The organism is Aliiroseovarius sp. PrR006, assembly GCF_010500215.1.
Taxonomy (GTDB): Bacteria; Pseudomonadota; Alphaproteobacteria; order Rhodobacterales; family Rhodobacteraceae; genus Aliiroseovarius.
The window spans coordinates 412,948-433,933 of the sequence record NZ_JAAGOY010000007.1 but is presented as its reverse complement, the minus strand read 5'-3'; the positions used below and the strand labels follow the sequence as shown (position 1 = coordinate 433,933).

Genomic DNA, 20,986 nt, shown 5'->3' with positions numbered 1-20,986 from the left:
TTACGCTGCCCAGATTTTGCAAAGAGTCGTCTTCGTCTCTTGCATCTGAGTCACTGAGTCATAGCCATAGGTCTGCGCGGTGTTGGTGCTTTCGCCCAACACATATGGATCAGCCCCGTCGGGATATTTATGCCGCAGGTCTTCGCCTTGGAAGTGACCGCCGAAGTGGAACGGCATGAAGGCAACGCCTTCGCCGACCCGTTCGGTGACCATCGCCATGACCTTGACCTTGCCGCCTTCCGGACCTTCGACCCAGACCTGTTCGCCATCGCGCACACCAAGGTTGTTGGCATCACGCGTGTTCACTTCGACAAACATGTCTTGCTGAAGCTCGGCCAGCCACGGGTTCGACCGGGTCTCATCCCCGCCGCCCTCGTATTCAACCAAGCGCCCCGAGGTCAGAATCATCGGATACTCTTGCGAGAAATCGTTCTTCTGGATCGAGGCATACAGCGTCGGCAGGCGATAGTCGTGACGGTCTTCATAGGTTGGATAATCCGCCACAAGATCGCGACGCGGCGTGTAAAGCGGCTCGCGGTGCAACGGGATTGGATCCGGGAAGGTCCATACGACAGCACGTGCCTTGGCGTTACCGAACGGTGCACATTCGTGCTTGATCGCAACCCGCTGGATGCCGCCCGAAAGGTCGGTTTTCCAGTTGGTTTTCGGACCGGCCACTGCGTCGATTGCGGCACGTTCTTCGTCCGTTAGATCACCATCCCAACCCAAGTCCATCAGCATCTGCATCGTAAACTCGGGATAGCCATCCTGGATTTCCGAGTTTTTCGAGTAGACGCCTTCGGCCAGCAGGTTGTCACCATCACGTTCCACACCAAAACGGGCGCGGAAGGTCAGACCACCTTCGGACACGGCTTTCGACATGTCGTAAAGGTTCGGTGTTCCGGGGTGACCCATCTCCGCCGTTCCCCAGCACGGCCATGGCAGACCGTAATAGTCGCCATCCGCTGGACCACCCACTGCTTTCAGCGTGGTGCGGTCGAACGTGTGCTGGTTTTCCATGTGCAGCTTGATCCGCTCGGGGCTTTGGCCGGTATAACCAATGGTCCAGAGCCCCCTGTTGAATTCGCGTGTCACGCTTTCAACATTGGGGGTGACATCGTCATCCATCTCGATGTTACGGAAGAAGCGATCCGACCAACCGAACTTCTTGGCAAACATGCCCATGATCACATGGTCGGGCTTGCTTTCGAACAGGGGGTCGACGACTTTCTCGCGCCACTGGAGCGAGCGGTTCGAGGCCGTAACAGAGCCATGGGTTTCAAACTGCGTAGCGGCCGGAAGCAGATACACGCCATCGGTGCGGTCATGCAGAACAGCCGAGACAGTGGGATACGGGTCGATCACGACCAGCATGTCCAACATCTCCATCGCTGTTTTCATTTCCGTCTGACGGGTCTGCGAGTTCGGCGCGTGGCCCCACAGAACCATGGCACGCACCTTGTCGGGGTTGTCCATGTTCTCGGGATCTTCCAAGACGCCGTCGATCCAGCGGCTGACAGGGATGCCCTTCAGGTTCTGAAGGTTCTTTTCCTTGCCGTCTGCGCCGGTCACCTTGGCGAACTGCCCGCTGAGCCATTCACCATCTTCGCCCCATACACGTGCCCAGTGGGCCCATGCGCCACCCGACAGACCGTAATAGCCGGGCAGGGTGTGGCTAAGAACGCCAAGGTCAGTAGCGCCTTGCACGTTGTCGTGGCCACGGAAGATGTTGGTGCCGCCACCCTCGGTGCCCATGTTCCCCAGAGCAAGCTGAAGGATGCAATAAGCGCGGGTATTGTTGTTGCCGTTGGTGTGCTGCGTGCCACCCATGCACCAAATCACGGTGCCGGGGCGGTTGTTGGCCAGCGTATGGGCCACCCGGCGAAGCTGTTCACCGGGGGTGCCGGTGACGCGTTCGACTTCTTCAGGCGTCCACTTCTTCACTTCGTCACGGATCTGGTCCATGCCCCAGACACGGGTGCGGATGAACTCTTTGTCCTCCCAACCGTTCTCGAAGATATGCCACAGGATGCCCCAAACAAGGGCAACGTCCGTACCGGGACGGAAGCGGACATATTCGTCGGCGTGGGCGGCCGTACGCGTGAAGCGCGGGTCGCAGACGATCAGCGGTGCATTGTTTTCTTCTTTGGCTTTCAACACGTGCAGAAGCGACACGGGGTGTGCTTCGGCCGGGTTGCCGCCAATGATGAAGATCGCACGGCTGTTGTGGATGTCGTTGTAGCTGTTGGTCATGGCGCCGTAGCCCCATGTGTTCGCCACACCGGCAACGGTGGTCGAGTGACAGATACGCGCCTGGTGGTCCACGTTGTTCGTGCCCCAATAGGCGGCGAACTTGCGGAACAGATACGCCTGTTCATTCGAATGCTTGGCCGATCCCAGCCAGTAGACGCTATCCGGGCCACTTTCTTCCCGGATGTTCATCATACCGTCGCCGATCTCGTCGATCGCTTGCTCCCAGCTGATGCGCTTCCACTCGCCGCCCTCTTTCTTCATCGGATACTTCAGGCGACGTTCGCCATGTGCGTGTTCGCGCACCGACGCGCCTTTTGCACAATGAGATCCAAGGTTGAAGGGGCTGTCATAACCGGGTTCCTGACCGGTCCAGACACCATTTTGAACTTCGGCGACAACGGTACATCCGACCGAGCAGTGCGTGCAGACCGATTTCAAGGTCTCAACTGCGCCGTCAGCGGCTGTGGCTGCTGTTGCCTGCGTCACCGTACCTCCGGTGGCGCTGATTGCGGCAAGACCACCAATGGCCAGGCCGCTGCCACGCAAAAACGCGCGGCGATCTACCGATGTCGAAGCGACATCAGAAAGGATACTTGTCCGCTGGGGGCGTCTCGCAACCCCGTTGGTCTTTTTCCTCAGCATGTTAACCTCCCTTGCTACCCCACTGGGGCTGGCTGGGTTGATGAATACCTTTGGCAGTCGGGCCTATCGCAACCAGTCGCCGCAGGTGCGGGTCGTTCGGCCTGTCAGAAACGGGCCGACGCGAAATAGGCGCGGGTCTGCGCCGTGTCCTGCAACTTGGTCGATTGCAGATCGGGCTCGGCGGCTGCTTCAGCCGTCTGCCCTCCGGCCATTACGGTGACTGCAGCCGCAGGGGCTGCCGTTCCGGCCAGTTTCAGAAAGTCGCGGCGGCTTGTCGCTTCCTTGTCCTTCTGGGTCATGAGAGTTCCTCCTCTCTGTTGGTGGCGGTTGCCCGCCAATATGTGCGGATCACTCCGCGCTCATCCGGAAGCCTTCGGCCTCGATCTCCATAAACACGCGGCCAACTTGACCGACGGCGGCATAGAGAACCGAGTTCTTTGCGGCTTCCAAATCTGTGAAAAAGTGACCGGCCCAGGGGCCGATATGGGTGTTAAAGAACGCCTTCTGGTCGGCAACATCGCGCGCCTGCCCAAAACGGCCCACGATCATCGCGCCCATCATCTCCATCAGGGATGCGATGTTGTCTTCCGGCTCATAAACATTCTCGGCGCGGGTCAGCCCGCGTGCGGCCATGTCTTGTCGTAGCTTCGCCAACGGCTTTTCGTTCAGGAAACCGGTCAGGTAATAGCTGGCGTAGGGCAGCAGTTCGCCGCGGCCCAAACCGATGAACAGCTTGTTGAACTCGCTTTCGACAGCGGCAGGTTTCGACAGTTTGGCGATCTTCGCCAGCGCATTGATCGCTACACCCAAAGGCGTGTCGTCGCCGGTTAGCCCCGCGGTCATTGCTAAAGTGTCGGCATTGGGCGGGACGGCCAGCAGCAGACCAAGGAAATTGTACAGATCCGCGCGCAGGCGATCTTCTTCGGTAACGCGGATGTCTTCAGCTGCACTCATATCGGTTTCCTTGCTCATGCGCGCGCCGCGTCTTCGGGCGCGCCTGCGTGTGTCTCAAAGGCAAATCGCATCCGGCGCGAGGGCACGAATGCGTCTGGATCTTCAGGGGTGTCAAAGGTTGGGAGCGGGGCGGGGGCGACTTCAGTGGTCTCGGCTAACAGCACGGGCACTTCCACCTCGGTCTCTTGCATTTCGGGGGCAGGGTCTTCTTCAACGGTGTCAGTATTATCCGCCTTGGCCCCAGCTTCTTCAGCGCGCCGGGCCAGCTCGAGCACATGTTCGGTCATGCCCTTGCCAACTTGATAGGCGGTCTGAAGGTTCTCGACCACGCACGCGGCATCGGTGAAATCCTCGCCATAATCGACCAGCCCATCGACATTGGCCAAGACCGGATTCAGGCGCCACAAGCGCCGAAGCGCGCGGGTGCGAATGCGGGCAGGAACAGCGTCGCTCAGAAAGACCTTGAAATCGTCGCCTTCCACCAGCGTGTCGGGATCTGGCAGATCAAGCTCGGCCAGAATGTCTTCGTCGGTGCGCTCGGCCAGCTCGGCGTCCCGCACTTCTTGCGCCTCAGCCTCGACAAGACGCGCAGCTTCTTGTTCTTCAGCCAGTACAGCAGCTTTTCGGCGGGCCCAGAAGTCACTCATTGAAGACGCTCCTTCTTGGCTTGCACTGGCGAGCGATACACATCAGCCAGTTGCGAGATCCGGGCATCTCCGATCCCATCTTCCACAAGCCCTATGTCCTTCTTGTCGCGCTTGCGTTTCTTGAACACCTCTTCGCGGTGATGGGCGTCGACGAAGTCGCTGACCCATGCGTGCACGGCGGGTGGCATGGCGATTTTCTCGATGATATCCTCGCCGTTATCCGCATAATCCTGCGCCTCATAGGGCGAGGCCGTCAGCAGCACCACGTCCAACGGGCGGGCGGCATCGTCGGTTTCGCGCATCACGGCATAGAGGGACGGGATCACAGCATTTAGGCCGTGCAGATAGGCCTCGGTATCGGCGCCGTGCAGTTCAAGCGTTAGGGTGGCGGCGTGATAGAAGCTCACTTCGCCCTCTTGGCGCAAAACCCGCCAGTCCGCCTGACCAGCCCCGGGCAACACATCCACTGCTTTCCAGACCCACGCAGCCCAACGGGTCACACCCGGCGTACGACGCATGACGATACCTACTGGCATCGTGTCAAATCTGTTTGGATCGTGGATCACGCTCTGGATGTCCTCCCTTACGTCATCCTGCGACATGCTTGGGCACCCGAAAACGGCTAATTTAGGGTTCAGGACCATTCGGGACAAATTGTCTTCGCCATGAAGGGTGAGGCGGCGGAGCGGGTCGAATTGTCTAATCTGATAAATTTTGTCAGCTTACTGGTGCGTGTTCCGAACGGCGAATCGTTGCCGGAATTTCGACCCCCTCGGCCAAGGGAACGTCGAAGAAAACCAGTTTACGCCCGCCCGAAATCGTGGCTAGTTGATTGCCGTTCAGCACTTCAATACAGGGCTGGAATGCAGGATAAGCCGATGGGGGAAAGCTTGGCTAAAACATTGATTTTATGTGACTGTTCGGGGAGTCAGGTTGTTGATTCCGCCGCGCTGTCAGAGGCAGCCGGCACCCCGGTCTCGAAGCTGCATACCGACCTGTGCACCACGCAAATCGAACAGGCTGCAGCTGCTATTTCGGGGGGAGAGGCAATTATTTGTTGCGCCCAAGAACAGCGCCTGTTCGAGGCATTGGCGGACGAGATTGACGCCCCTAGCCCGCCCGTTCTGGACCTGCGCGATCGGGCCGGTTGGTCCGATGATCCGGCCTCGAAACTACCCAAAATGGCCGCGCTTGTGGCCGAGGCCGCGCTGCCTGCGCCAAATGAAAAGGTGGTTGATGTGCGTTCCGAAGGGCTGTGTCTGGTCATCGGGGCCGAGCCTGTCGCGATCCCCGCCGCCGAAGCCTTGCAGGATCATCTTGGGGTTACGGTACTGCTGACGGATGGCGCAGAATTGCCTGTCACACGGGCCTATGATGTGATCCGTGGGCAGCTGAAGTCGGCGCAAGGCGCGCTGGGGCAGTTTACGGTTCACATTGACGCGCTTGAGCAGTTGGAACCCGGGGGGCGCGGTGTCCCGCGCTTGACCGCGCCACGTGATGGTGGGCGATCAGAGTGCGACATCATTCTGGATCTGACCGGAGGTACCCCGCTGTTCCCAGCTCCGGAAAAGCGTGAGGGATATTTGCGCGCCGATCCCGCCCATGCGCCATCGGTTTCCGAGGTTGTCATGAAGGCATCCCACCTTGTCGGCACCTTCGAAAAACCGTTGTATATCAAAACTGAACCCATGCTGTGCGCCCATTCTCGCGCCAGCCAATCTGGCTGTTCGCGCTGCCTTGACGCCTGTCCGACCGGGGCCATTCAGCCCAACGGAGATCACGTGGTGATTGACCCGATGATTTGTGCTGGCTGCGGGGCTTGTTCGTCGCTTTGCCCGTCGGGGGCGATCAGCTATGATGCGCCGCCGGTGGACCTGACCATGCGACGCACCCAGACCTTGGCCCGTGCCTATCTTGAGGCGGGTGGCGAGGCACCGCGCCTGTTGGTGGTGAATGACCACGGGTCCGAGATGATCCGGCTGTCGGCGCGTTTCGGGCGTGGCCTTCCCGCCGACGTGATCCCCTTGGAAATTCCCGCGCTTGCGGCTTTTGGCCATGCCGAGATGCTGGCCGCCGCAGCCGCCGGGTTCGCCGATGTCACCCTTCTGATGGCCCCCGGCGTGGATGCGGACGTCATTGGGTACGAAGCCGATCTGGCCCGCGCTATGGGGGGCATGGTGACGCTGTTGGACACCAGCGACCCAGATGCCATGTCGGACGCGCTTTATGACGCCGAGATTCTATCGCCCATCGCATCGCCGGTGCGCCCAGTGGGCAGCCGTCGCCAAGTGGCCCGGCAGGCGGCAGTTGCCTTGAACCCGGATGCCGAAGTTCTGTCCTTGCCAGATGGCGCCCCTTACGGCGCAACGGTGATCGACACCGACGCCTGCACCCTTTGCCTGTCTTGCGTGTCGGTCTGCCCCTCGGGCGCGCTTGGGGACAATCCCGATCTGCCGCAGCTGCGCTTTCAAGAAGACGCCTGCCTGCAATGCGGGATCTGTGCCTCAACCTGCCCGGAAAAGGCCATCACGCTTGCCCCTCAGATGAACCTGACACCGGCCGCGCTGGATCAACAAGTGCTTCACGAGGAAGAACCCTTTGCCTGCGTCGAGTGCGGTGCACTGTTTGGCGTGAAATCGACCATTGAAAAGATTACCGAGAAACTGGCAGGCAACCATGCGATGTTTGCCAACCCTGAAGCCGCGCGGATGATCCAGATGTGTGACAATTGCCGCGTGAACGCGCAATATCATGCCAAGAACAACCCGTTTGAAGGGGGCGAACGGCCCCGCCCGCGCACCACGGCAGACTATCTGTCCAAGCGGCGCGATCACTGACAAGGAGACCCCATGAGCGACGATTTCAATATGTCGATGCGCAAGTTCCTGAAGCAAGTTGGCGTAACCTCGCAACAGGCCATTGAAGAGGCTTTGCGGAACGCCCCCGAGACCAAGGGCAAGATCTTCAAGGCCCGCGCGGTTATCACGATCGACGAGCTGGGCATGACCCATGAGGTCGAAGGCGACATCAAGGCACAGGAGTAAACCTTGACCCGAGAAAAGGTTCTGGACGCGCTGAAGGGCGTGAACGATCCCGCTGGTGGTGACATTGTGTCTTCGGGCACGATGCGCGCGCTGAATGTGGACGGTGACGCGGTGCGGTTCGTGTTAGAAATCGACCCCGCTCGCGCCGACGCCTATGAAGCGGTGAAAGCGCAAGCCGAGGCAGCATTGGCTGCCATTGGTGCCACCGCCAATATCGTCATGACGGCACATAGCAGCCCGGCAGCGCCGCCTGATCTGAAACCGCGCGGTGCGTCGGCCGCCCCCAAAGGGCCGGAAAAGATCCCCGGCGTGGATCGCATTCTGGCCGTTGCCTCGGGTAAGGGCGGGGTCGGCAAGTCCACCGTATCCGCCAATTTGGCCTGCGCGTTGGCCGCTGAAGGGCGCCGCGTAGGGCTGTTGGATGCGGATGTTTATGGCCCATCGCAACCGCGTATGCTGGGCGTGTCGGGTCGGCCCTCGAGCCCAGATGGGAAGACCATTCTGCCCCTTCGCAATCATGGTGTGACGATGATGTCGATTGGTTTGATGACCAACGATGATCAGGCCGTGGTCTGGCGCGGGCCGATGCTGATGGGCGCGCTGCAACAGATGATGACGCAGGTGCAATGGGGCGCTCTAGACGTTCTGATTGTCGACCTGCCACCGGGGACCGGCGATGTGCAGATGACGCTGGCGCAAAAGGCCCCGGTGGACGGGGCCATCATCGTCTCGACCCCGCAAGACATCGCCCTTTTGGACGCGCGCAAAGGGATCGACATGTTCAAGCAGATGAACGTGCCGATCCATGGCATGATCGAGAACATGTCGACGCATATCTGTTCAAATTGCGGACACGAAGAGCACACCTTCGGCCACGGCGGCGTCGCGGACGAAGCCGAGAAGCTGGGTGTACCTTTGCTGGCTGAAATCCCTCTGGATCTGCAGATCCGCTTGGCCGCGGACGGAGGCGCTCCGATCGTGACCAGCCAGCCCGACAGCGCACAGGCCGAGGCCTTCCGCAAAGTTGCCCGCGCCCTGATTGACGGAGGCAACGCATGACCGACCAGGTGGTCTTTCCTCCGATGATGTCGGGCCACGCGGTGACCGGCGCAAGCGATGCGTTCGCCACCGCGCAGGCCAAGGCCGCGATGGGCTGCGACGCCGGATTGATCGTCTATAATCTGGGGGCAAACAGCCTGTCTGCGGCTCTGGTATTTGCGCCTGAGGTGCCATTGTCACGCGCCATGTCCATGTTACCTACCTGCGCAGTTGGGTTTCAGAACGCTCTTGGTGCGCTGGCCCCGCCCGAGGTTGCGGTGCATTTGGAATGGAGCGGTGGCATCCGTGTGAATGGGGCGCGGTGTGGCACATTCCGTGTTGCCGCCTCGGACACGAATGTGGATGAGGTTCCAGATTGGCTGGTCGTGGGCTTCACCCTGCCTCTTTGGCCTGAAAGTGACCGCCCCGGCGACACCCCTGACGCCACCGCGCTTTACGCAGAAGGCTGCGCAGATGTCGAAGTCCCGCGCCTTTTGGAAGCCTGGGCGCGGCACACACTGAACTGGATTAGCCGCTGGGAACAAGATGGGCCACGCGCGTTGCACGAAGAATGGCGCGGGTTGGCGCATGCGATGGGGGAAGAAATTACCCAGAACGGCGAGGCTGGCACATTCATGGGCGTGGACGAAGATTTCGGCATGCTTTTGCGCGACAGCGACGGCATCACCCAACTTATCCCCCTGACTAGCCTGCTGGAGATCAGCTGATGAAACTTGCAATCGCGGCCCATTTGGATGACAGCGACACGCGTGTCTTTGCCAATCACGCGCGAACCGGAGAATGGTGTATTTCAGGTGGGTTCGAGTTCTCGAACTGGGCCGAGGCCGATCTGGTGGGAAAGGCGCGTCAGGCGTTCTCGAATGGGTGGCTTGGATTGGGTACGGGCGGGCGTGTAACCTTTGTAGCCGTCACCGCCATAGAGCCGGCCGAGGTTGAACGTCTGGCCGACCAGTTGGCACAGTATTTCGTGACCTACTACGGCGCGCCGGACATTGACTCGGCTCGCCCGGTCGCAGCTGACGAAATCGCTCATATGGCGGAGCTGTGTGACGAGCACGAAGACGGTACGCTTTTGACGGTCGCGCGCGAGTTGACCGATGCTGGTGTGCGCGAAAGTTATCGCGCAATTCAGCCGCAACAGGCCCAATTGGATCTATTCGCGGTGCACGGATCATTGGACGACTAACCCAGCGTCCTACCATGTCCAAACGCTCTCACTGTTGCTACTTTGAGGCCAGCCCAGAAATCATTCGCCTTGCGGTGATGATGTATGTCCGGTTTCCACTTCGCTTCGAAATGTGGAGGACCTTTTGCATGAGCATGGGATCGAGGTAAGTCACGAGACAGCGCGATATTGGTGGAACAAATTTGACCTCTGTTCGCGTCAGGGATCCGGACCAAACTGAACCTTTCACTCTGAGCTCCGCCAATTTTCTGAACGTCTGGTTGGGTTCGATTTCCTATCAGTTAGTTGATTTTCCGGAATTGGCCTCACAAACCTATTTCGCCCATAGCATGCAAGAGGTCAGCGGTTCGACCCCGCTAGGCTCCACCAAATCTCTTTCCCGGATTTGATAATGGTTTGAATTGGTTGGATGGTGTCCGTCTACCGTTCGCGCATTGTGTCACCAGTTTGCAAACAGTCCTGTGTCACTTGTTTTGGGTGGGATGGCCATTGAGCCGGCCACATGTGGCCCCTCTTGGACGTTCGTTGATCCAAGCTAAAAAGGCGACTTTGCCGCTCTTTGAATAGGCGTGGATTGGGAGGGGGTTACTGCATTCATATTCAACACCTGAAAGTGATGTAGATGTATGCATTTGGGCGTTGGAATTGATCAGCCTCGCCAATGTTGTCCAATTTGAATGTTAGTGCGGAATTGGCCTGAACACCAATCTCGGTCAGTATAGGCTACGCCACGGCTTCTTTTTAGCGTCAAGCCAAGCGGCTCTAAGTGCGTCTTGATCTGAATCATTGCCCGCCACCTGTTTGAGCCGCCAAGCTTTAAGCGGGAGGACACCACTATGTGCACTATCGGGAAAACACCCGAAGATTGCGCGGTGGCATGCTGGCGCCCGGCTGAGCTGGGCAAGGCGCGCTCGGCGCATGAGCTTGGCCGCGAACTTCTGACTGGGTTGCCGGGCGATGCCATCAACATCGGGTTCGAAGCCGTCGACCGCCACGTTGAACAGGGGCACGGCGATCAGGTTGCCTTGGTCTGGTTATCAAAGACAGACGAGCGCAAGGCGATCAGCTATCGCGAACTTGCCGAAATGTCATCGCGCTTTGCCAATCTGCTCCACACCCACGGGCTGACCAAAGGCGCGCGTGTTTTCGTCGCGATGGGACGGAGGCCCGAGCTTTATGCCGCCGCTTTGGGCACGCTGAAGGCCGGAATGGTGTTTACGCCGCTGTTTGCCGCCTTTGGCCCCGAGCCCATTCGAACTCGGATGGAGATCGGTGATGCGAATGTGCTGGTCACGACAAAATCGCTCTATAAACGCAAGATTGCCGCGTGGCGGGACGAGGTCCCGTCGTTGCAGTTGGTCTTGATTGTCGGCGACGACGCGCCCGAAGGATGCGTGGCGCTTGGTCCGGCGCTCGAAGATGCTTCACCCGACTTCCAAGCCGTGCGGACGCAGCCCGAAGACCCGGCTCTGATCCACTTTACGTCTGGCACAACCGGAAAACCGAAAGGCGCGGTCCATGTGCACGAGGCGGTTCTGTATCACGCGATGTCCGGGCGCGATGCGTTGGAGCTTCAACCCGGCGTGACCTATTGGTGCACCGCCGATCCGGGCTGGGTGACCGGCACCACTTATGGGATCATTTCCCCGCTGGTGAACCGGGTGACGATGATCATCGACGAAGCCGAGTTCAACCTCGACCGCTGGTACGGGATACTCCAACAGGAACGTGTCGCCATCTGGTACTCGGCCCCAACTGCCATTCGGATGATGATGCGGGCGGGTAAAGAGGCCACGGAAGGTTTCGACTTCAGCGCGCTCCAGTTTCTGGCCAGCGTCGGTGAACCGCTCAACCCCGAGGCGGTGATCTGGTCGCACGAGGTGTTCGGCCTGCCCTTCCACGACAATTGGTGGCAGACCGAAACCGGCGGCATCATGATCGCCAACACGCGCGCCCAAGACATTAAACCGGGGTCGATGGGCAAACCCATGCCCGGCATCCAAGCGGGCATCGTCGAAAAAGACAACGGTGGCCTGCGCGAACTGGGTGATGGCGAAATCGGGGAGCTTGCATTGCGCCCCGGCTGGCCCTCGATGATGCGGACCTATCTTCACGAACAGGCGCGCTACGACAAATGCTTTCAGGACGGCTGGTATCTGTCCGGCGACCTCGCCATGCGGGATGCGGATGGGTATTTCTGGTTCGTTGGGCGCGCCGATGACCTGATCAAGTCCTCGGGCCACCTGATCGGCCCGTTCGAGGTCGAAAGCGCATTGATCGAACATGACAGCGTGGCCGAAGCCGCCGCGATTGGCATCCCAGACGAAACAGCCGGCGAAGTCGTCAAAGCCTATGTGACCCTGAACCCCGGCCAGACCCCAAGCGACGCGCTTGAGCGCGATATTCGCGGACTCGCCCGCAAGCGCCTTGGCGCCGCCGTCGCCCCGCGTGAAATCGTTTTCCGTGAAACTCTGCCCAAAACCCGGTCAGGCAAGATCATGCGTCGCCTTTTGAAGGCGCGTGAACTGGGCCTGCCCGAGGGCGATATCTCGACATTGGAGGTGGATGAGAAATGACCGCCAGCAAACCAAAACTGGACCACGCCCATGTGCGTCGGCTGTTGCAGGACATGATCCGCATCCGCCGTTTCGAAGACAAATGTGCAGAGCTGTACACACAAGAGAAGATCCGCGGCTTTCTGCATCTCTATGACGGGGAAGAAGCGATTGCGGCGGGGATCATCCCGTGCCTGACCGCCGAGGACCGAGTCGTGGCCACCTATCGCGAACACGGCCATGCGCTGATGCGGGGCGTGTCCATGTCGTCGGTTCTGGCCGAAATGTATGGCAAGGCCGAGGGCTGCTCGGGCGGACGTGGCGGGTCCATGCACCTCTTTGATGCTGCGACGAATTTCTATGGTGGCAATGCCATCGTCGGCGGCGGGCTTCCCTTGGCGGCGGGCTTGGCACTGGCCGATCATATGCGGGGCGACCGCGCGGTCACGGCCTGCTTCTTCGGCGAAGGCGCGGTGGCCGAAGGCGAATTCCACGAATCCATGAACCTTGCCGCCCTGTGGCAGCTTCCGGTTCTGTTCGTCTGCGAAAACAACGGCTACGCGATGGGCACCGCGCTGGAGCGTTCGGAATCCGAGACCGACATCAGCACCAAAGCCGCCGCCTATGGCGTCGAGGCGCGCGTGGTTGATGGCATGGACGTCGTCGCGGTCGAGGCCGCAGCGATGCAGGCGCTGGACCACATTCGCACCACCGGGCAGCCGGTATTTCTGGAATGCCGCACCTATCGCTTCCGACCGCATTCCATGTTTGATGCCCAGCTGTACCGCGACAAGGACGAGGTCGAAATGTGGCGCGCAAAGGGGCCAATCGTCAGGTTCCAAAGCTGGCTTTTGGTCAACGGGCTGATCCACGAGGACGAGATTGCCGCGATCGAAGCAGAGGTGGCGGCGGAAATCGACGAAGCGGTCGCATTCGCCGAAGCTGGCACGTGGGAGCCTGTCGAGACGCTGACCAAGGATGTCATGGCGCCCTCGGCACCTCCGCCAGAAGTCACGATGCCCTCTGGCGCTCTGGTCGAAACAACCTACCGCGAAGCCGTCCGCATCGCGATTTCGGACGCCATGACACGCGACGACCGTGTCTTTCTGATGGGCGAGGATGTGGGCGCCTATGGCGGCTGCTACGCGGTGTCGAAGGGGTTGATGAAGGTGTTTGGCCCGGATCGCATCCGGGACACGCCCCTGTCCGAATCCGGCTTCACCGGGGCCGGGATTGGTGCGGCCTGCGCGGGAATGCGTCCGATTGTCGAACTTATGACGGTCAATTTTAGCCTGCTGGCGCTGGACCAGATTCTGAACACTGCGGCGACCCTGCGCCACATGTCTGGTGGCCAATTTGGTGTGCCGGTGGTCATTCGGATGGCGACGGGTGCAGGCAAGCAACTGGCCGCGCAGCATTCGCACAGCCTTGAAGGCTGGTACGCCCATATCCCGGGGCTGAAGGTGCTCGCCCCAGCCACGCTGGAAGATGCGCGCGGCATGTTGTGGACCGCCTTGCAGGACCCTGATCCTGTGCTGATCTTCGAGAACGTGATGCTGTACAACAGGTCCGGCAAGATCGACACGAACGCTGGCCCCGTTGATATTTCGAAGGCTGCGGTCCGTAGGCCGGGCAACGACGTGACGCTGATCACCTATGGCGGCTCGCTCTACAAAACACTTGAGGCGGCCGAGGCGCTTGCCAGCGAAGGGGTCGACACCGAGGTAATCGACCTACGGTCTCTGCGGCCTTTGGATGATGAGACCATCATGGCATCCGTTGCCCGCACCCACCGCGCGGTCATCGTGGATGAAGGCTGGCGCAGCGGCTCGCTGGCGGCGGAAATCTCGGCGCGGATCACAGAGCAGGTGTTCTGGACGCTGGATGCACCGGTTGGACGGGTCTGCGCCGCCGAAGTGCCGATCCCCTATCCGAAACACCTAGAGGATGCCTCGATCCCGCAGGTGCCCGCGATTGTCGCGGCGGTGAAGGCAACCATGGGGCGCACGTGATATGGCTGTTTTTCGGATGCCTTCACTGGGCGCGGACATGGAAGCGGGAACATTGGTCGAATGGCTAATAGAGCCAGGAGACGAGGTACACCGGGGCGATGTCGTGGCCGTTGTCGAAACACAGAAAGGGGCAATCGAGATCGAAAGCTTCGAGGCTGGGATCGTAACGGAATTGATTGCACGTGTCGGGCAAACCGTTCCGGTTGGCAAAGAACTGGCCCGGATTGGTGCAGAGGAGCCACCAACGGTCGAGGCCGTACCCGAACCGAGCTCCAAGCAACTAAGTGTAGCTGTTGCAAGCAAACCCACTGCGCCAAAGGGCAAGGTAACCCCTCCCAGATCGCTGACAAGTGCCGGTGCAAGCCCTGCAGCCCGCCGTGCAGCACAAAAGCTGGGAATAGACCTCTCTACCCTACAAGGTAGCGGCCCTGACGGAGCAATCGTTCTTGCAGATGTCGAAGCAAGCGAGAAACCGAAGAATATAGCCAAGCCAACTGACAGTGGTCTTTCGGAAATGCGCAAAGCCGTTGCCGCTGCAATGGTGCGTTCAAAACGTGAAATACCTCATTTTTCTGCATCGCACACGATCGAGACACAGGGCGTCTCGGACTGGCTTGCCGCCCGAAACGCTGACCGCCCCCCTTCCGAACGGGTGTTGTTGGGTGCTGTGCTCGTGAAAGCCGCCGCCCTTGCCGCGCGCTCGGTCAAAACGTTGAACGGCCATTTCACCGATGGCGCTTTTGTCCAGTCGGACGAGATCAACACGGGTGTGGCCATTTCATTGCGCGGTGGAGGACTGATCGCACCGGCGCTGCATCGGACCGACACCATGTCGCTTGATGATGTCATGGCCGGGATGAGGGATCTTGTCACCCGGGCCAGAAGCGGGCGGTTGCGCGGTTCAGAAATGACCCGTGGGACACTGACGGTGTCAAGCCTGGGCGAAAAAGGTGCCGAGCAAATGACCGGTGTAATTTTCCCTCCACAGGTCGCACTTCTGACGGTCGGCGCCCCCCAGGTCCGGCCATGGGTGGTGGGGGACGCGATCGAACCTCGCGAAGTGATGACATTTGTTCTCTCGGCCGACCACCGTGTCTGCGACGGGCTGCAAGCATCGAAATATCTGACTGTGTTGGCTGAGAAGCTTTCAAGACCGGAGGAATTATGAACGACAGTGAAATCAGAGATATCGTCCTGAGTGAAATCCACAAGGTTGCACCAGATATCGATCCCGCCGACGTATCCGATGATGACCATCTTCAGGATGATCTGGAGCTGGATTCGATGGATATCTTATCCCTCGTCACAGCTTTACACGAACGCCTCGGCATATCGATCCCCGAAGCTGAGTATCCAGAGATCGATACCCCGGCCAAGGCTGTTCGATACCTCGCTGGCAAGATCACCGGATAAGACGTAGTACCATATTTCCAGAGACGCGGACAAAGACGCGACTTGTGGCGAAGGGCTGCTTTCCGCCCTAATTGCTTGCGCATGCCGGGCATGGTGGCACCCCTGTACCATCTCTCGGCCCACGGGAGGGCGCACGGAGCACCCTGAGAACTCTAGCCACCCCTGCGCTCCCGGCCCCCTTATCAGGACACGCTTTCGATCTCGTTGCGGCTATCCGTTGCGCACCTCGCCCAAGGTCGCTCAGTGGGTGCAGTTCCAAACAAAAATTTACGCTTGCGGCAAAGTTGGTTTATCCGCCATCCGGTAAGGGGGGCAGCTGACGCAAATACAAAATGACCGCATCCAGATCGTTCTCTGTCATCGCAGCATAATGGTGATACCCCATCGGTGGGAGCATGCGGGTGCCGTCGGGGCGGACACCTTCGGTGATCATCTGTTTGATCTCGTCGTCCGAATAAGCCGCCAGTCCGTCGGAATGCGTGGTCAGGTTTGCAGAGACAGAGGTCCCCCATGGACCATGAAATTCAAACCCTCCCGATCCTAGATGAGTATCAAGCATGGGGCCTTTCTCGCCCATTGGTGTATGGCATTCGATGCAGTGCGCGATCGGTCCCGCGAGGTACGCTCCGTACTCAACGCTGACTGACTGTGGAGGTGCCGTAACGCTGTCGATGGGCGGTCCGTATGCAGGCGGAAGCGGAATGTTGTAGGTTGAAGACGGTGTTTCGATGTCGCTCGCTGGAACGGTTCGCAGGAACGCCACGATTGAATAGAGATCGTCGTCTGAAACACCTCGGTACAGTCCAATGGGCATGGGTGGTCCGATTACGGTGCCATCCGGCCGAATTCCCTCGCGTATCGCCCTGGCCAGCTCTTGGTCGCTCCAGTCAGAGACGCGACCTCCCGGAGTGATGTTGGCAGCCCAAGCTTCAAAAGCGGGGTTCTTTTCGACCAGGAAGCCGCCCAGCTCGTTGGACATGTCGGGGCCGTTGGGGGTCTGCGGTGTATGGCAGTTCCCACAACCTGCGGGCCCTCGAACAAGGTACTCACCTCGTTCAACAGATACTTCGGCGCTCGCAAATGTGGCCATGGATGAGAACGTAAAAATAACAATAAACTTGTGCATGAAAAGACCTCCTTCTGGAATTCTAGTCTGAGACAATATGTCGCACCACAAGGATAATAGCCGTGAATAGTCGAATAGCCTAGGGAAACCTATGGACGTTCGAAGTGGGCGATCCCTCGCATCATATTCTACCGTTGGTAAGACCGATATCTGCAGCGCGGGAGGCTGGTCTTGAGGATCAGTCTCCCAAGCCAAAGTATGTCTGGACTGCAAATGAGGCGGACGATTTTGCGTCGCCTTGACCGTGTCCTTTCCCCAGACCTACCATAGATGCATTTGGGATTGGGAGGACGTGATGGCGCTTTATCGTGACAAGCTACCGCAACTCGAAGGCGGAACATTCCTCGCCTATACCGGTATGGAAACGGATTTGCTGTTTACGCAAGGTATCGATTTGCCCGGTTTTGCCTCCTACCCGTTGCTCGAGACCGAGAAAGGCCGGAAGATCCTGCGGCGTTATTTTCAGGAGCTTATCGAGATTGGAAAATCGGCGGGCGTGGGCGTCATCCTTGAAAGCCCGACCTGGGTGGCGAACCGGGATCGTGGCGCCGCAATCGGGTACGCGCCTGACCGCCTTGTTGAACTGAGCAAACAGGCCGTCGCGCTTATGGCGGACGTGCGTTCGGCGTCGCACGATCTGCCGACACTCCTAAGTGCCAACATTGGCCCGCGTGATGACGCCTATGCGCCCGGGGATCAGATGAATGCGGACGAGGCAACAGCCTATCATTCCGAGCAGGTCTCTGCGCTGGCCGAGACGGATGTCGATCTGATCAGTGGATACACCGTGGCCTATCCTGCCGAAGCGGTGGGGATGGTGTTGGCCGCAAAGCAACACAACCTGCCTGTGATTATCGCGTTCACAGTCGAAACCGATGGCCGCCTGCCGACAGGGGCAACGTTGAAGGACGCCATCGAAGAAGTGGACGCCGCGACGGACAGCTATGCGTGCTATTTCATGATAAACTGCGCACATCCCGATCATTTCGACGATGTGCTGACGGATGACCCTTGGATGCAGCGTTTGAAAGGGATTGTTGCCAATGCGTCCCGGTGCAGCCACGCCGAATTGGATGAAGCCGAGGAACTTGATGATGGCGATCCGATGGAGTTGGGACAGCAACTTGCCATGATCTGCGCGAAGTTTCCCCAAATCAATATCGTCGGTGGTTGCTGCGGCACGGACTCGCGGCATTTGATCCAAATCGCAGATGCGGTTTCAAGAAAACACTGAACGGTCGAAGTTCGAGGCGTCAAACACCGAAATCAGGATGCCGCTCTGCGTCGGCAGGCCGTGGAATGCCGGCGGCCGTCGACAGCGGGAACCATTTACGGAACCGATTGCAGATGGCAGTTTCCCCGATCAGCACAATGCGTTCATCCGCAAGCGCCTCTGACAGGGGGACATCGCCCATCCAGACCTCCATCATGTCGCGCAATGACGCGGTCACGAACACATCGATGTCTTTCCCCGGATCCTGATAACACAGGTCCACCTCTTTCTGCGCGCAGACCAGCCACCACTTTCCGAATTCTTCAAGACCCGGGAACTGGAAACACAGGACGGTTTCACCCCCCGGCAGCTCGTCCAGCTTCAAGTTGCGCTGGATGTCGAACATCAGAAACGTCACATCCAGATCGTCGTCATCCATTTCATCCCGCGCCCAGCGCATCCCCCAAACAACCAGCGCCTCGACCACGGCAGACAGCTCTTTCCCGGCGGGGGTCAAACGGTATTCATGCCCGCGCTGGCCGCTCAGCCGGCGCTTCACGATTACACCGTTTTCCTCCAGCTCTTTAAGCCGTGTGTTCAGAACGGTCGGGGATATCCGGGGAAGACCCTTTTGCAGCGTGGAAAACCGGCTGCTGCCCAAAAGTAGCTCTCGGACAATCAACAATGTCCAAGGGTTTCCCAGAATCTCTGCCGACTTTGCAACGGGACAGAACTGGCCATAGCTGCGCATGGTGGAACCTCCTGATGTCAGGATAGTGTGGCGCAGGCTAACTACGCAATACGTAGTTGTTTACTACACTGGGCGCAGTATTTCCCGCTTGCCTGCTTGAGTATTCCTTCTTCATCGCCGGACCACACCGGCAACAGAAGGAGGAAATCATGTACAACTTCGTGAAAAACGTGCTGCAGATCTTCGGCGTCGTCTATCTGCGGTTTCGCATCGTCCCGCGGATCTGGAATGTCTGGCTGGTCGGCGTCAATCTGGGCTGTCTGTATTTCATCACGCATATCGAGGCACAGGTCTTGCTGGCCGTTACCGGTGTTGCTGTTGCCGGGCAGGCCCTGATCTACGACCGGATTGGCTTCACGCGCATCTTGGGCATTGTCCACCTGATGTGGATCCCGATGTTCGCCTGGATGGCCACCCGGCTTGAGGCAATTCAAGCCGATCCGCAGCTGGCAAGCTGGATTGCCGTGCTGTTCGTGACGAACCTAGTGTCGCTTGTCGTCGATACCACGGACATCCTTCGTTACCTGCGCGGCGAACGTGCCCCGCATTACAGCTGGGCTCGTCCTTTGGCCGCCTGATGATCCCCCGGGTTGCGCTGACCATGCGACCCGGCTTTTCAAGGAGTATTTCCATGACAAAGATTGACCACACCACCACCTTTGTGGCGCCAGTCTCGCCGATTGTTGAATTCTGGAAGGATGTACTGGCGCCGAAGTTCCTGACCTATCGCCACATTCTGGAAGGCGGCCTGTCGCGCCACAGCGCGCAGGTGTTTCCGCGCCTTGAAATCCAGAACGGCGCGCGGGTTCTCGATGTTGGATGCGGTTTTGGCGACACCACGTTGGCGCTGGCGCGGATGGTTGGTCCGAAAGGCCACGTATCCGGGATCGATTGCTGCCCGGATTTCGTAGATGTTGCGCAGACCGAATTGCAAAGCTCTGAAATCGGGAACGCTGAATTTCACGTCGCAGACGCCGAAAACAACCTGCCCGAACGGCAGTATGACAATGTCTTCGCCCGTTTCGGAACCATGTTCTTCGTGAACCCCGTGTCTGGCCTGCGCACCATGCGCAAAGCACTTCGCCCCGGTGGGCGGCTGACCCACATTGTCTGGCGACAGCGCGCGGAAAACCCGTGGCTGGCTGCTGCCCGCTCGGTTCTGCTAAAGCACCTGCCACAGCCGGATGCCGACGCGCCCAGCTGCGGCCCGGGTCCGTTTTCGATGGCGGACCCCGCGGTTGTACGCACCCAAATGGAGGCGGCAGGCTTCACCGACATCTCATTTGAAAAGATTGACGCAAAGGTCCTGGTCGGGCGAACAATTGACGAGGCGATCGCGTTTCAACTGGCGCTCGGCCCTGCGGGCGAGATTTTTCGCACGGCGGGCGACGTGGGCGAACGCAAGCGTTCCGCCATCGAAACGGATCTGCAAGCGTTGTTCTCCTCGGAGCATCACGATGCAGACGGTATCTGGATGAACAGCGCTTCGTGGATGATCTCCGCGACCTCGCCGCAGCAGTCAAAGGACATAGAATGGAGAATGTTTCCGACGAAACTGCAGATGCAGGGGCGGTCTTTGAACCCTATGCGGGCGGGTGCACCTGCGGTCATGTGCGCTATCACATGTACTCCAAACCTTTGATTGTGCATGGCTGCCATTGCACATTCTGCCAAACCCAGACCGGTGCGGCCTACGCGGTCAATGCATTGATCGAAGAGGATCGGGTAGAGCTTCTCTCTGGCGCGGTGCACGACCACCCCGTGAAAACACCCAGCGGGGCCGGACAGACAATCTCGCGCTGTCCGGAATGCGGTGTTGCCGTCTGGAGCAAGTATCACGCCCTGCAGAAGGTTGGAAATCACGTGCTTTTCATACGCGCCGGAACGCTGGATGACCCAAGCCTGATGCCACCCGATGTACACATCTATACATCGTCCAAGCAGGCCCATGTCCTTCTGTCCGACCAGTCGCCGCAGTTCGACAAGTACTATGATCCCGTGAAAACCTGGTCGAAGGAAAGCATCGCACGCTATGCGAAAATCCTCGCGTCCAAAACTGGTGATACCGCAGATTGATGGGCTTGTTGGGAAGGTTCCAGAAATCAGCCCTTCCGTCAAACACCAAGCAAGA

20 protein-coding genes and 1 pseudogene are annotated in these 20,986 nt (G+C 59.2%); 14 read left to right on the top strand and 7 right to left on the bottom strand.

The window, feature by feature from the left end; all coding sequences use genetic code 11:
- The 5 genes from G0Q00_RS10570 to G0Q00_RS10550 all read right to left on the bottom strand — a co-directional run bounded on the left by G0Q00_RS10570 (position 1) and on the right by G0Q00_RS10550 (position 5,032).
- On the bottom strand, positions 1-2,895 hold the full coding sequence (locus tag G0Q00_RS10570; protein ID WP_163039113.1) for a formate dehydrogenase subunit alpha: 2,895 nt from the start codon (positions 2,893-2,895) through the stop codon (positions 1-3).
- A 104-nt stretch (positions 2,896-2,999) separates the two neighbouring features.
- A complete protein-coding gene (locus G0Q00_RS10565) occupies positions 3,000-3,194 on the bottom strand; it encodes a twin-arginine translocation signal domain-containing protein (protein WP_163039111.1) in 195 nt (64 codons plus the stop codon).
- Positions 3,195-3,243: 49 nt separating this feature from the next.
- The gene (locus G0Q00_RS10560; RefSeq protein WP_239058419.1) at positions 3,244-3,849 is read right to left on the bottom strand and encodes a molecular chaperone; all 606 of its coding nucleotides are present in this window, start codon (positions 3,847-3,849) and stop codon (positions 3,244-3,246) included.
- Between the two features lie 14 nt (positions 3,850-3,863).
- The gene (locus tag G0Q00_RS10555; RefSeq protein WP_163039108.1) at positions 3,864-4,496 is read right to left on the bottom strand and encodes a DUF3306 domain-containing protein; all 633 of its coding nucleotides are present in this window, start codon (positions 4,494-4,496) and stop codon (positions 3,864-3,866) included.
- On the bottom strand, positions 4,493-5,032 hold the full coding sequence (locus G0Q00_RS10550; RefSeq protein WP_163039106.1) for a DUF3305 domain-containing protein: 540 nt from the start codon (positions 5,030-5,032) through the stop codon (positions 4,493-4,495). Before G0Q00_RS10550 ends, G0Q00_RS10555 begins: the two co-directional genes overlap by 4 nt.
- Before the next feature lie 354 nt (positions 5,033-5,386).
- Here G0Q00_RS10550 and G0Q00_RS10545 point away from each other — a divergent pair, with 354 nt between their 5' ends.
- The 10 genes and pseudogenes from G0Q00_RS10545 to G0Q00_RS10505 all read left to right on the top strand — a co-directional run bounded on the left by G0Q00_RS10545 (position 5,387) and on the right by G0Q00_RS10505 (position 15,765).
- Entirely contained in the window at positions 5,387-7,333 is a 1,947-nt protein-coding gene (locus G0Q00_RS10545; protein WP_163039104.1) for a 4Fe-4S binding protein, read from the top strand.
- 12 nt (positions 7,334-7,345) lie between these two features.
- Complete coding sequence (locus tag G0Q00_RS10540) at positions 7,346-7,540, top strand: DUF6494 family protein (protein WP_163039103.1); 195 nt, start codon at positions 7,346-7,348, stop codon at positions 7,538-7,540.
- A 3-nt stretch (positions 7,541-7,543) separates the two neighbouring features.
- A complete protein-coding gene (locus G0Q00_RS10535) occupies positions 7,544-8,599 on the top strand; it encodes an Mrp/NBP35 family ATP-binding protein (RefSeq protein ID WP_163039101.1) in 1,056 nt (351 codons plus the stop codon).
- Complete coding sequence (locus G0Q00_RS10530; protein ID WP_163039099.1) at positions 8,596-9,306, top strand: biotin/lipoate--protein ligase family protein; 711 nt, start codon at positions 8,596-8,598, stop codon at positions 9,304-9,306. Before G0Q00_RS10535 ends, G0Q00_RS10530 begins: the two co-directional genes overlap by 4 nt.
- Positions 9,306-9,785, top strand: coding sequence for a DUF6505 family protein (locus G0Q00_RS10525; RefSeq protein ID WP_163039097.1), 480 nt, complete (start codon positions 9,306-9,308; stop codon positions 9,783-9,785). The genes G0Q00_RS10530 and G0Q00_RS10525 overlap by 1 nt, the downstream gene beginning before the upstream one ends.
- Before the next feature lie 14 nt (positions 9,786-9,799).
- Positions 9,800-10,001 (top strand): annotated as a pseudogene (locus G0Q00_RS15900) (IS6 family transposase); the annotation flags it as partial.
- A 620-nt stretch (positions 10,002-10,621) separates the two neighbouring features.
- Positions 10,622-12,361, top strand: a complete 1,740-nt coding sequence (gene acsA / locus G0Q00_RS10520; RefSeq protein WP_163039095.1) for an acetate--CoA ligase — start codon at positions 10,622-10,624, stop codon at positions 12,359-12,361.
- Entirely contained in the window at positions 12,358-14,352 is a 1,995-nt protein-coding gene (gene pdhA / locus G0Q00_RS10515) for a pyruvate dehydrogenase (acetyl-transferring) E1 component subunit alpha (RefSeq protein ID WP_163039094.1), read from the top strand. The genes acsA and pdhA overlap by 4 nt, the downstream gene beginning before the upstream one ends.
- Position 14,353: 1 nt before the next feature.
- The gene (locus G0Q00_RS10510) at positions 14,354-15,520 is read left to right on the top strand and encodes a dihydrolipoamide acetyltransferase family protein (protein WP_163039092.1); all 1,167 of its coding nucleotides are present in this window, start codon (positions 14,354-14,356) and stop codon (positions 15,518-15,520) included.
- Entirely contained in the window at positions 15,517-15,765 is a 249-nt protein-coding gene (locus G0Q00_RS10505; RefSeq protein WP_163039090.1) for an acyl carrier protein, read from the top strand. The genes G0Q00_RS10510 and G0Q00_RS10505 overlap by 4 nt, the downstream gene beginning before the upstream one ends.
- A gap of 289 nt (positions 15,766-16,054) precedes the next feature.
- On the opposite strand, the gene G0Q00_RS10500 is transcribed toward G0Q00_RS10505, so the two are convergent.
- A complete protein-coding gene (locus G0Q00_RS10500; RefSeq protein WP_163039088.1) occupies positions 16,055-16,891 on the bottom strand; it encodes a c-type cytochrome in 837 nt (278 codons plus the stop codon).
- Between the two features lie 295 nt (positions 16,892-17,186).
- Here G0Q00_RS10500 and G0Q00_RS10495 point away from each other — a divergent pair, with 295 nt between their 5' ends.
- Positions 17,187-18,125 carry a homocysteine S-methyltransferase family protein gene (locus G0Q00_RS10495; RefSeq protein ID WP_163039086.1) on the top strand — a complete coding sequence of 313 codons (939 nt, stop codon included), beginning with the start codon at positions 17,187-17,189 and terminating at the stop codon, positions 18,123-18,125.
- A gap of 19 nt (positions 18,126-18,144) precedes the next feature.
- On the opposite strand, the gene G0Q00_RS10490 is transcribed toward G0Q00_RS10495, so the two are convergent.
- On the bottom strand, positions 18,145-18,855 hold the full coding sequence (locus G0Q00_RS10490; protein ID WP_163039084.1) for a helix-turn-helix domain-containing protein: 711 nt from the start codon (positions 18,853-18,855) through the stop codon (positions 18,145-18,147).
- A gap of 149 nt (positions 18,856-19,004) precedes the next feature.
- Here G0Q00_RS10490 and G0Q00_RS10485 point away from each other — a divergent pair, with 149 nt between their 5' ends.
- From G0Q00_RS10485 to G0Q00_RS10475, 3 genes are read left to right on the top strand one after another with little or no spacing between them, the layout of a single operon-like run.
- Positions 19,005-19,433 (top strand): hypothetical protein, encoded by a 429-nt coding sequence (locus tag G0Q00_RS10485; RefSeq protein WP_163039082.1) that lies wholly within the window; start codon positions 19,005-19,007, stop codon positions 19,431-19,433.
- 53 nt (positions 19,434-19,486) lie between these two features.
- Positions 19,487-20,497 carry a class I SAM-dependent methyltransferase gene (locus G0Q00_RS10480; protein ID WP_163039081.1) on the top strand — a complete coding sequence of 337 codons (1,011 nt, stop codon included), beginning with the start codon at positions 19,487-19,489 and terminating at the stop codon, positions 20,495-20,497.
- Entirely contained in the window at positions 20,479-20,931 is a 453-nt protein-coding gene (locus tag G0Q00_RS10475) for a GFA family protein (protein WP_239058418.1), read from the top strand. The genes G0Q00_RS10480 and G0Q00_RS10475 overlap by 19 nt, the downstream gene beginning before the upstream one ends.
- Positions 20,932-20,986 lie beyond the last annotated feature (55 nt).

What these genes read in the sequence shown, in the direction of transcription:
- G0Q00_RS10570 (WP_163039113.1), bottom strand. Translation starts at nt 2,895, where the DNA reads ATGCTGAGGAAAAAGACCAACGGGGTTGCGAGACGCCCCCAGCGGACA.
- G0Q00_RS10565 (WP_163039111.1), bottom strand. Translation starts at nt 3,194, where the DNA reads ATGACCCAGAAGGACAAGGAAGCGACAAGCCGCCGCGACTTTCTGAAA.
- G0Q00_RS10560 (WP_239058419.1), bottom strand. Translation starts at nt 3,849, where the DNA reads ATGAGTGCAGCTGAAGACATCCGCGTTACCGAAGAAGATCGCCTGCGC.
- G0Q00_RS10555 (WP_163039108.1), bottom strand. Translation starts at nt 4,496, where the DNA reads ATGAGTGACTTCTGGGCCCGCCGAAAAGCTGCTGTACTGGCTGAAGAA.
- G0Q00_RS10550 (WP_163039106.1), bottom strand. Translation starts at nt 5,032, where the DNA reads ATGCCAGTAGGTATCGTCATGCGTCGTACGCCGGGTGTGACCCGTTGG.
- G0Q00_RS10540 (WP_163039103.1), top strand. Translation starts at nt 7,346, where the DNA reads ATGAGCGACGATTTCAATATGTCGATGCGCAAGTTCCTGAAGCAAGTT.
- G0Q00_RS10530 (WP_163039099.1), top strand. Translation starts at nt 8,596, where the DNA reads ATGACCGACCAGGTGGTCTTTCCTCCGATGATGTCGGGCCACGCGGTG.
- G0Q00_RS10525 (WP_163039097.1), top strand. Translation starts at nt 9,306, where the DNA reads ATGAAACTTGCAATCGCGGCCCATTTGGATGACAGCGACACGCGTGTC.
- acsA (WP_163039095.1), top strand. Translation starts at nt 10,622, where the DNA reads ATGTGCACTATCGGGAAAACACCCGAAGATTGCGCGGTGGCATGCTGG.
- pdhA (WP_163039094.1), top strand. Translation starts at nt 12,358, where the DNA reads ATGACCGCCAGCAAACCAAAACTGGACCACGCCCATGTGCGTCGGCTG.
- G0Q00_RS10510 (WP_163039092.1), top strand. Translation starts at nt 14,354, where the DNA reads ATGGCTGTTTTTCGGATGCCTTCACTGGGCGCGGACATGGAAGCGGGA.
- G0Q00_RS10505 (WP_163039090.1), top strand. Translation starts at nt 15,517, where the DNA reads ATGAACGACAGTGAAATCAGAGATATCGTCCTGAGTGAAATCCACAAG.
- G0Q00_RS10500 (WP_163039088.1), bottom strand. Translation starts at nt 16,891, where the DNA reads ATGCACAAGTTTATTGTTATTTTTACGTTCTCATCCATGGCCACATTT.
- G0Q00_RS10495 (WP_163039086.1), top strand. Translation starts at nt 17,187, where the DNA reads ATGGCGCTTTATCGTGACAAGCTACCGCAACTCGAAGGCGGAACATTC.
- G0Q00_RS10490 (WP_163039084.1), bottom strand. Translation starts at nt 18,855, where the DNA reads ATGCGCAGCTATGGCCAGTTCTGTCCCGTTGCAAAGTCGGCAGAGATT.
- G0Q00_RS10485 (WP_163039082.1), top strand. Translation starts at nt 19,005, where the DNA reads ATGTACAACTTCGTGAAAAACGTGCTGCAGATCTTCGGCGTCGTCTAT.
- G0Q00_RS10480 (WP_163039081.1), top strand. Translation starts at nt 19,487, where the DNA reads ATGACAAAGATTGACCACACCACCACCTTTGTGGCGCCAGTCTCGCCG.
- G0Q00_RS10475 (WP_239058418.1), top strand. Translation starts at nt 20,479, where the DNA reads ATGTACTCCAAACCTTTGATTGTGCATGGCTGCCATTGCACATTCTGC.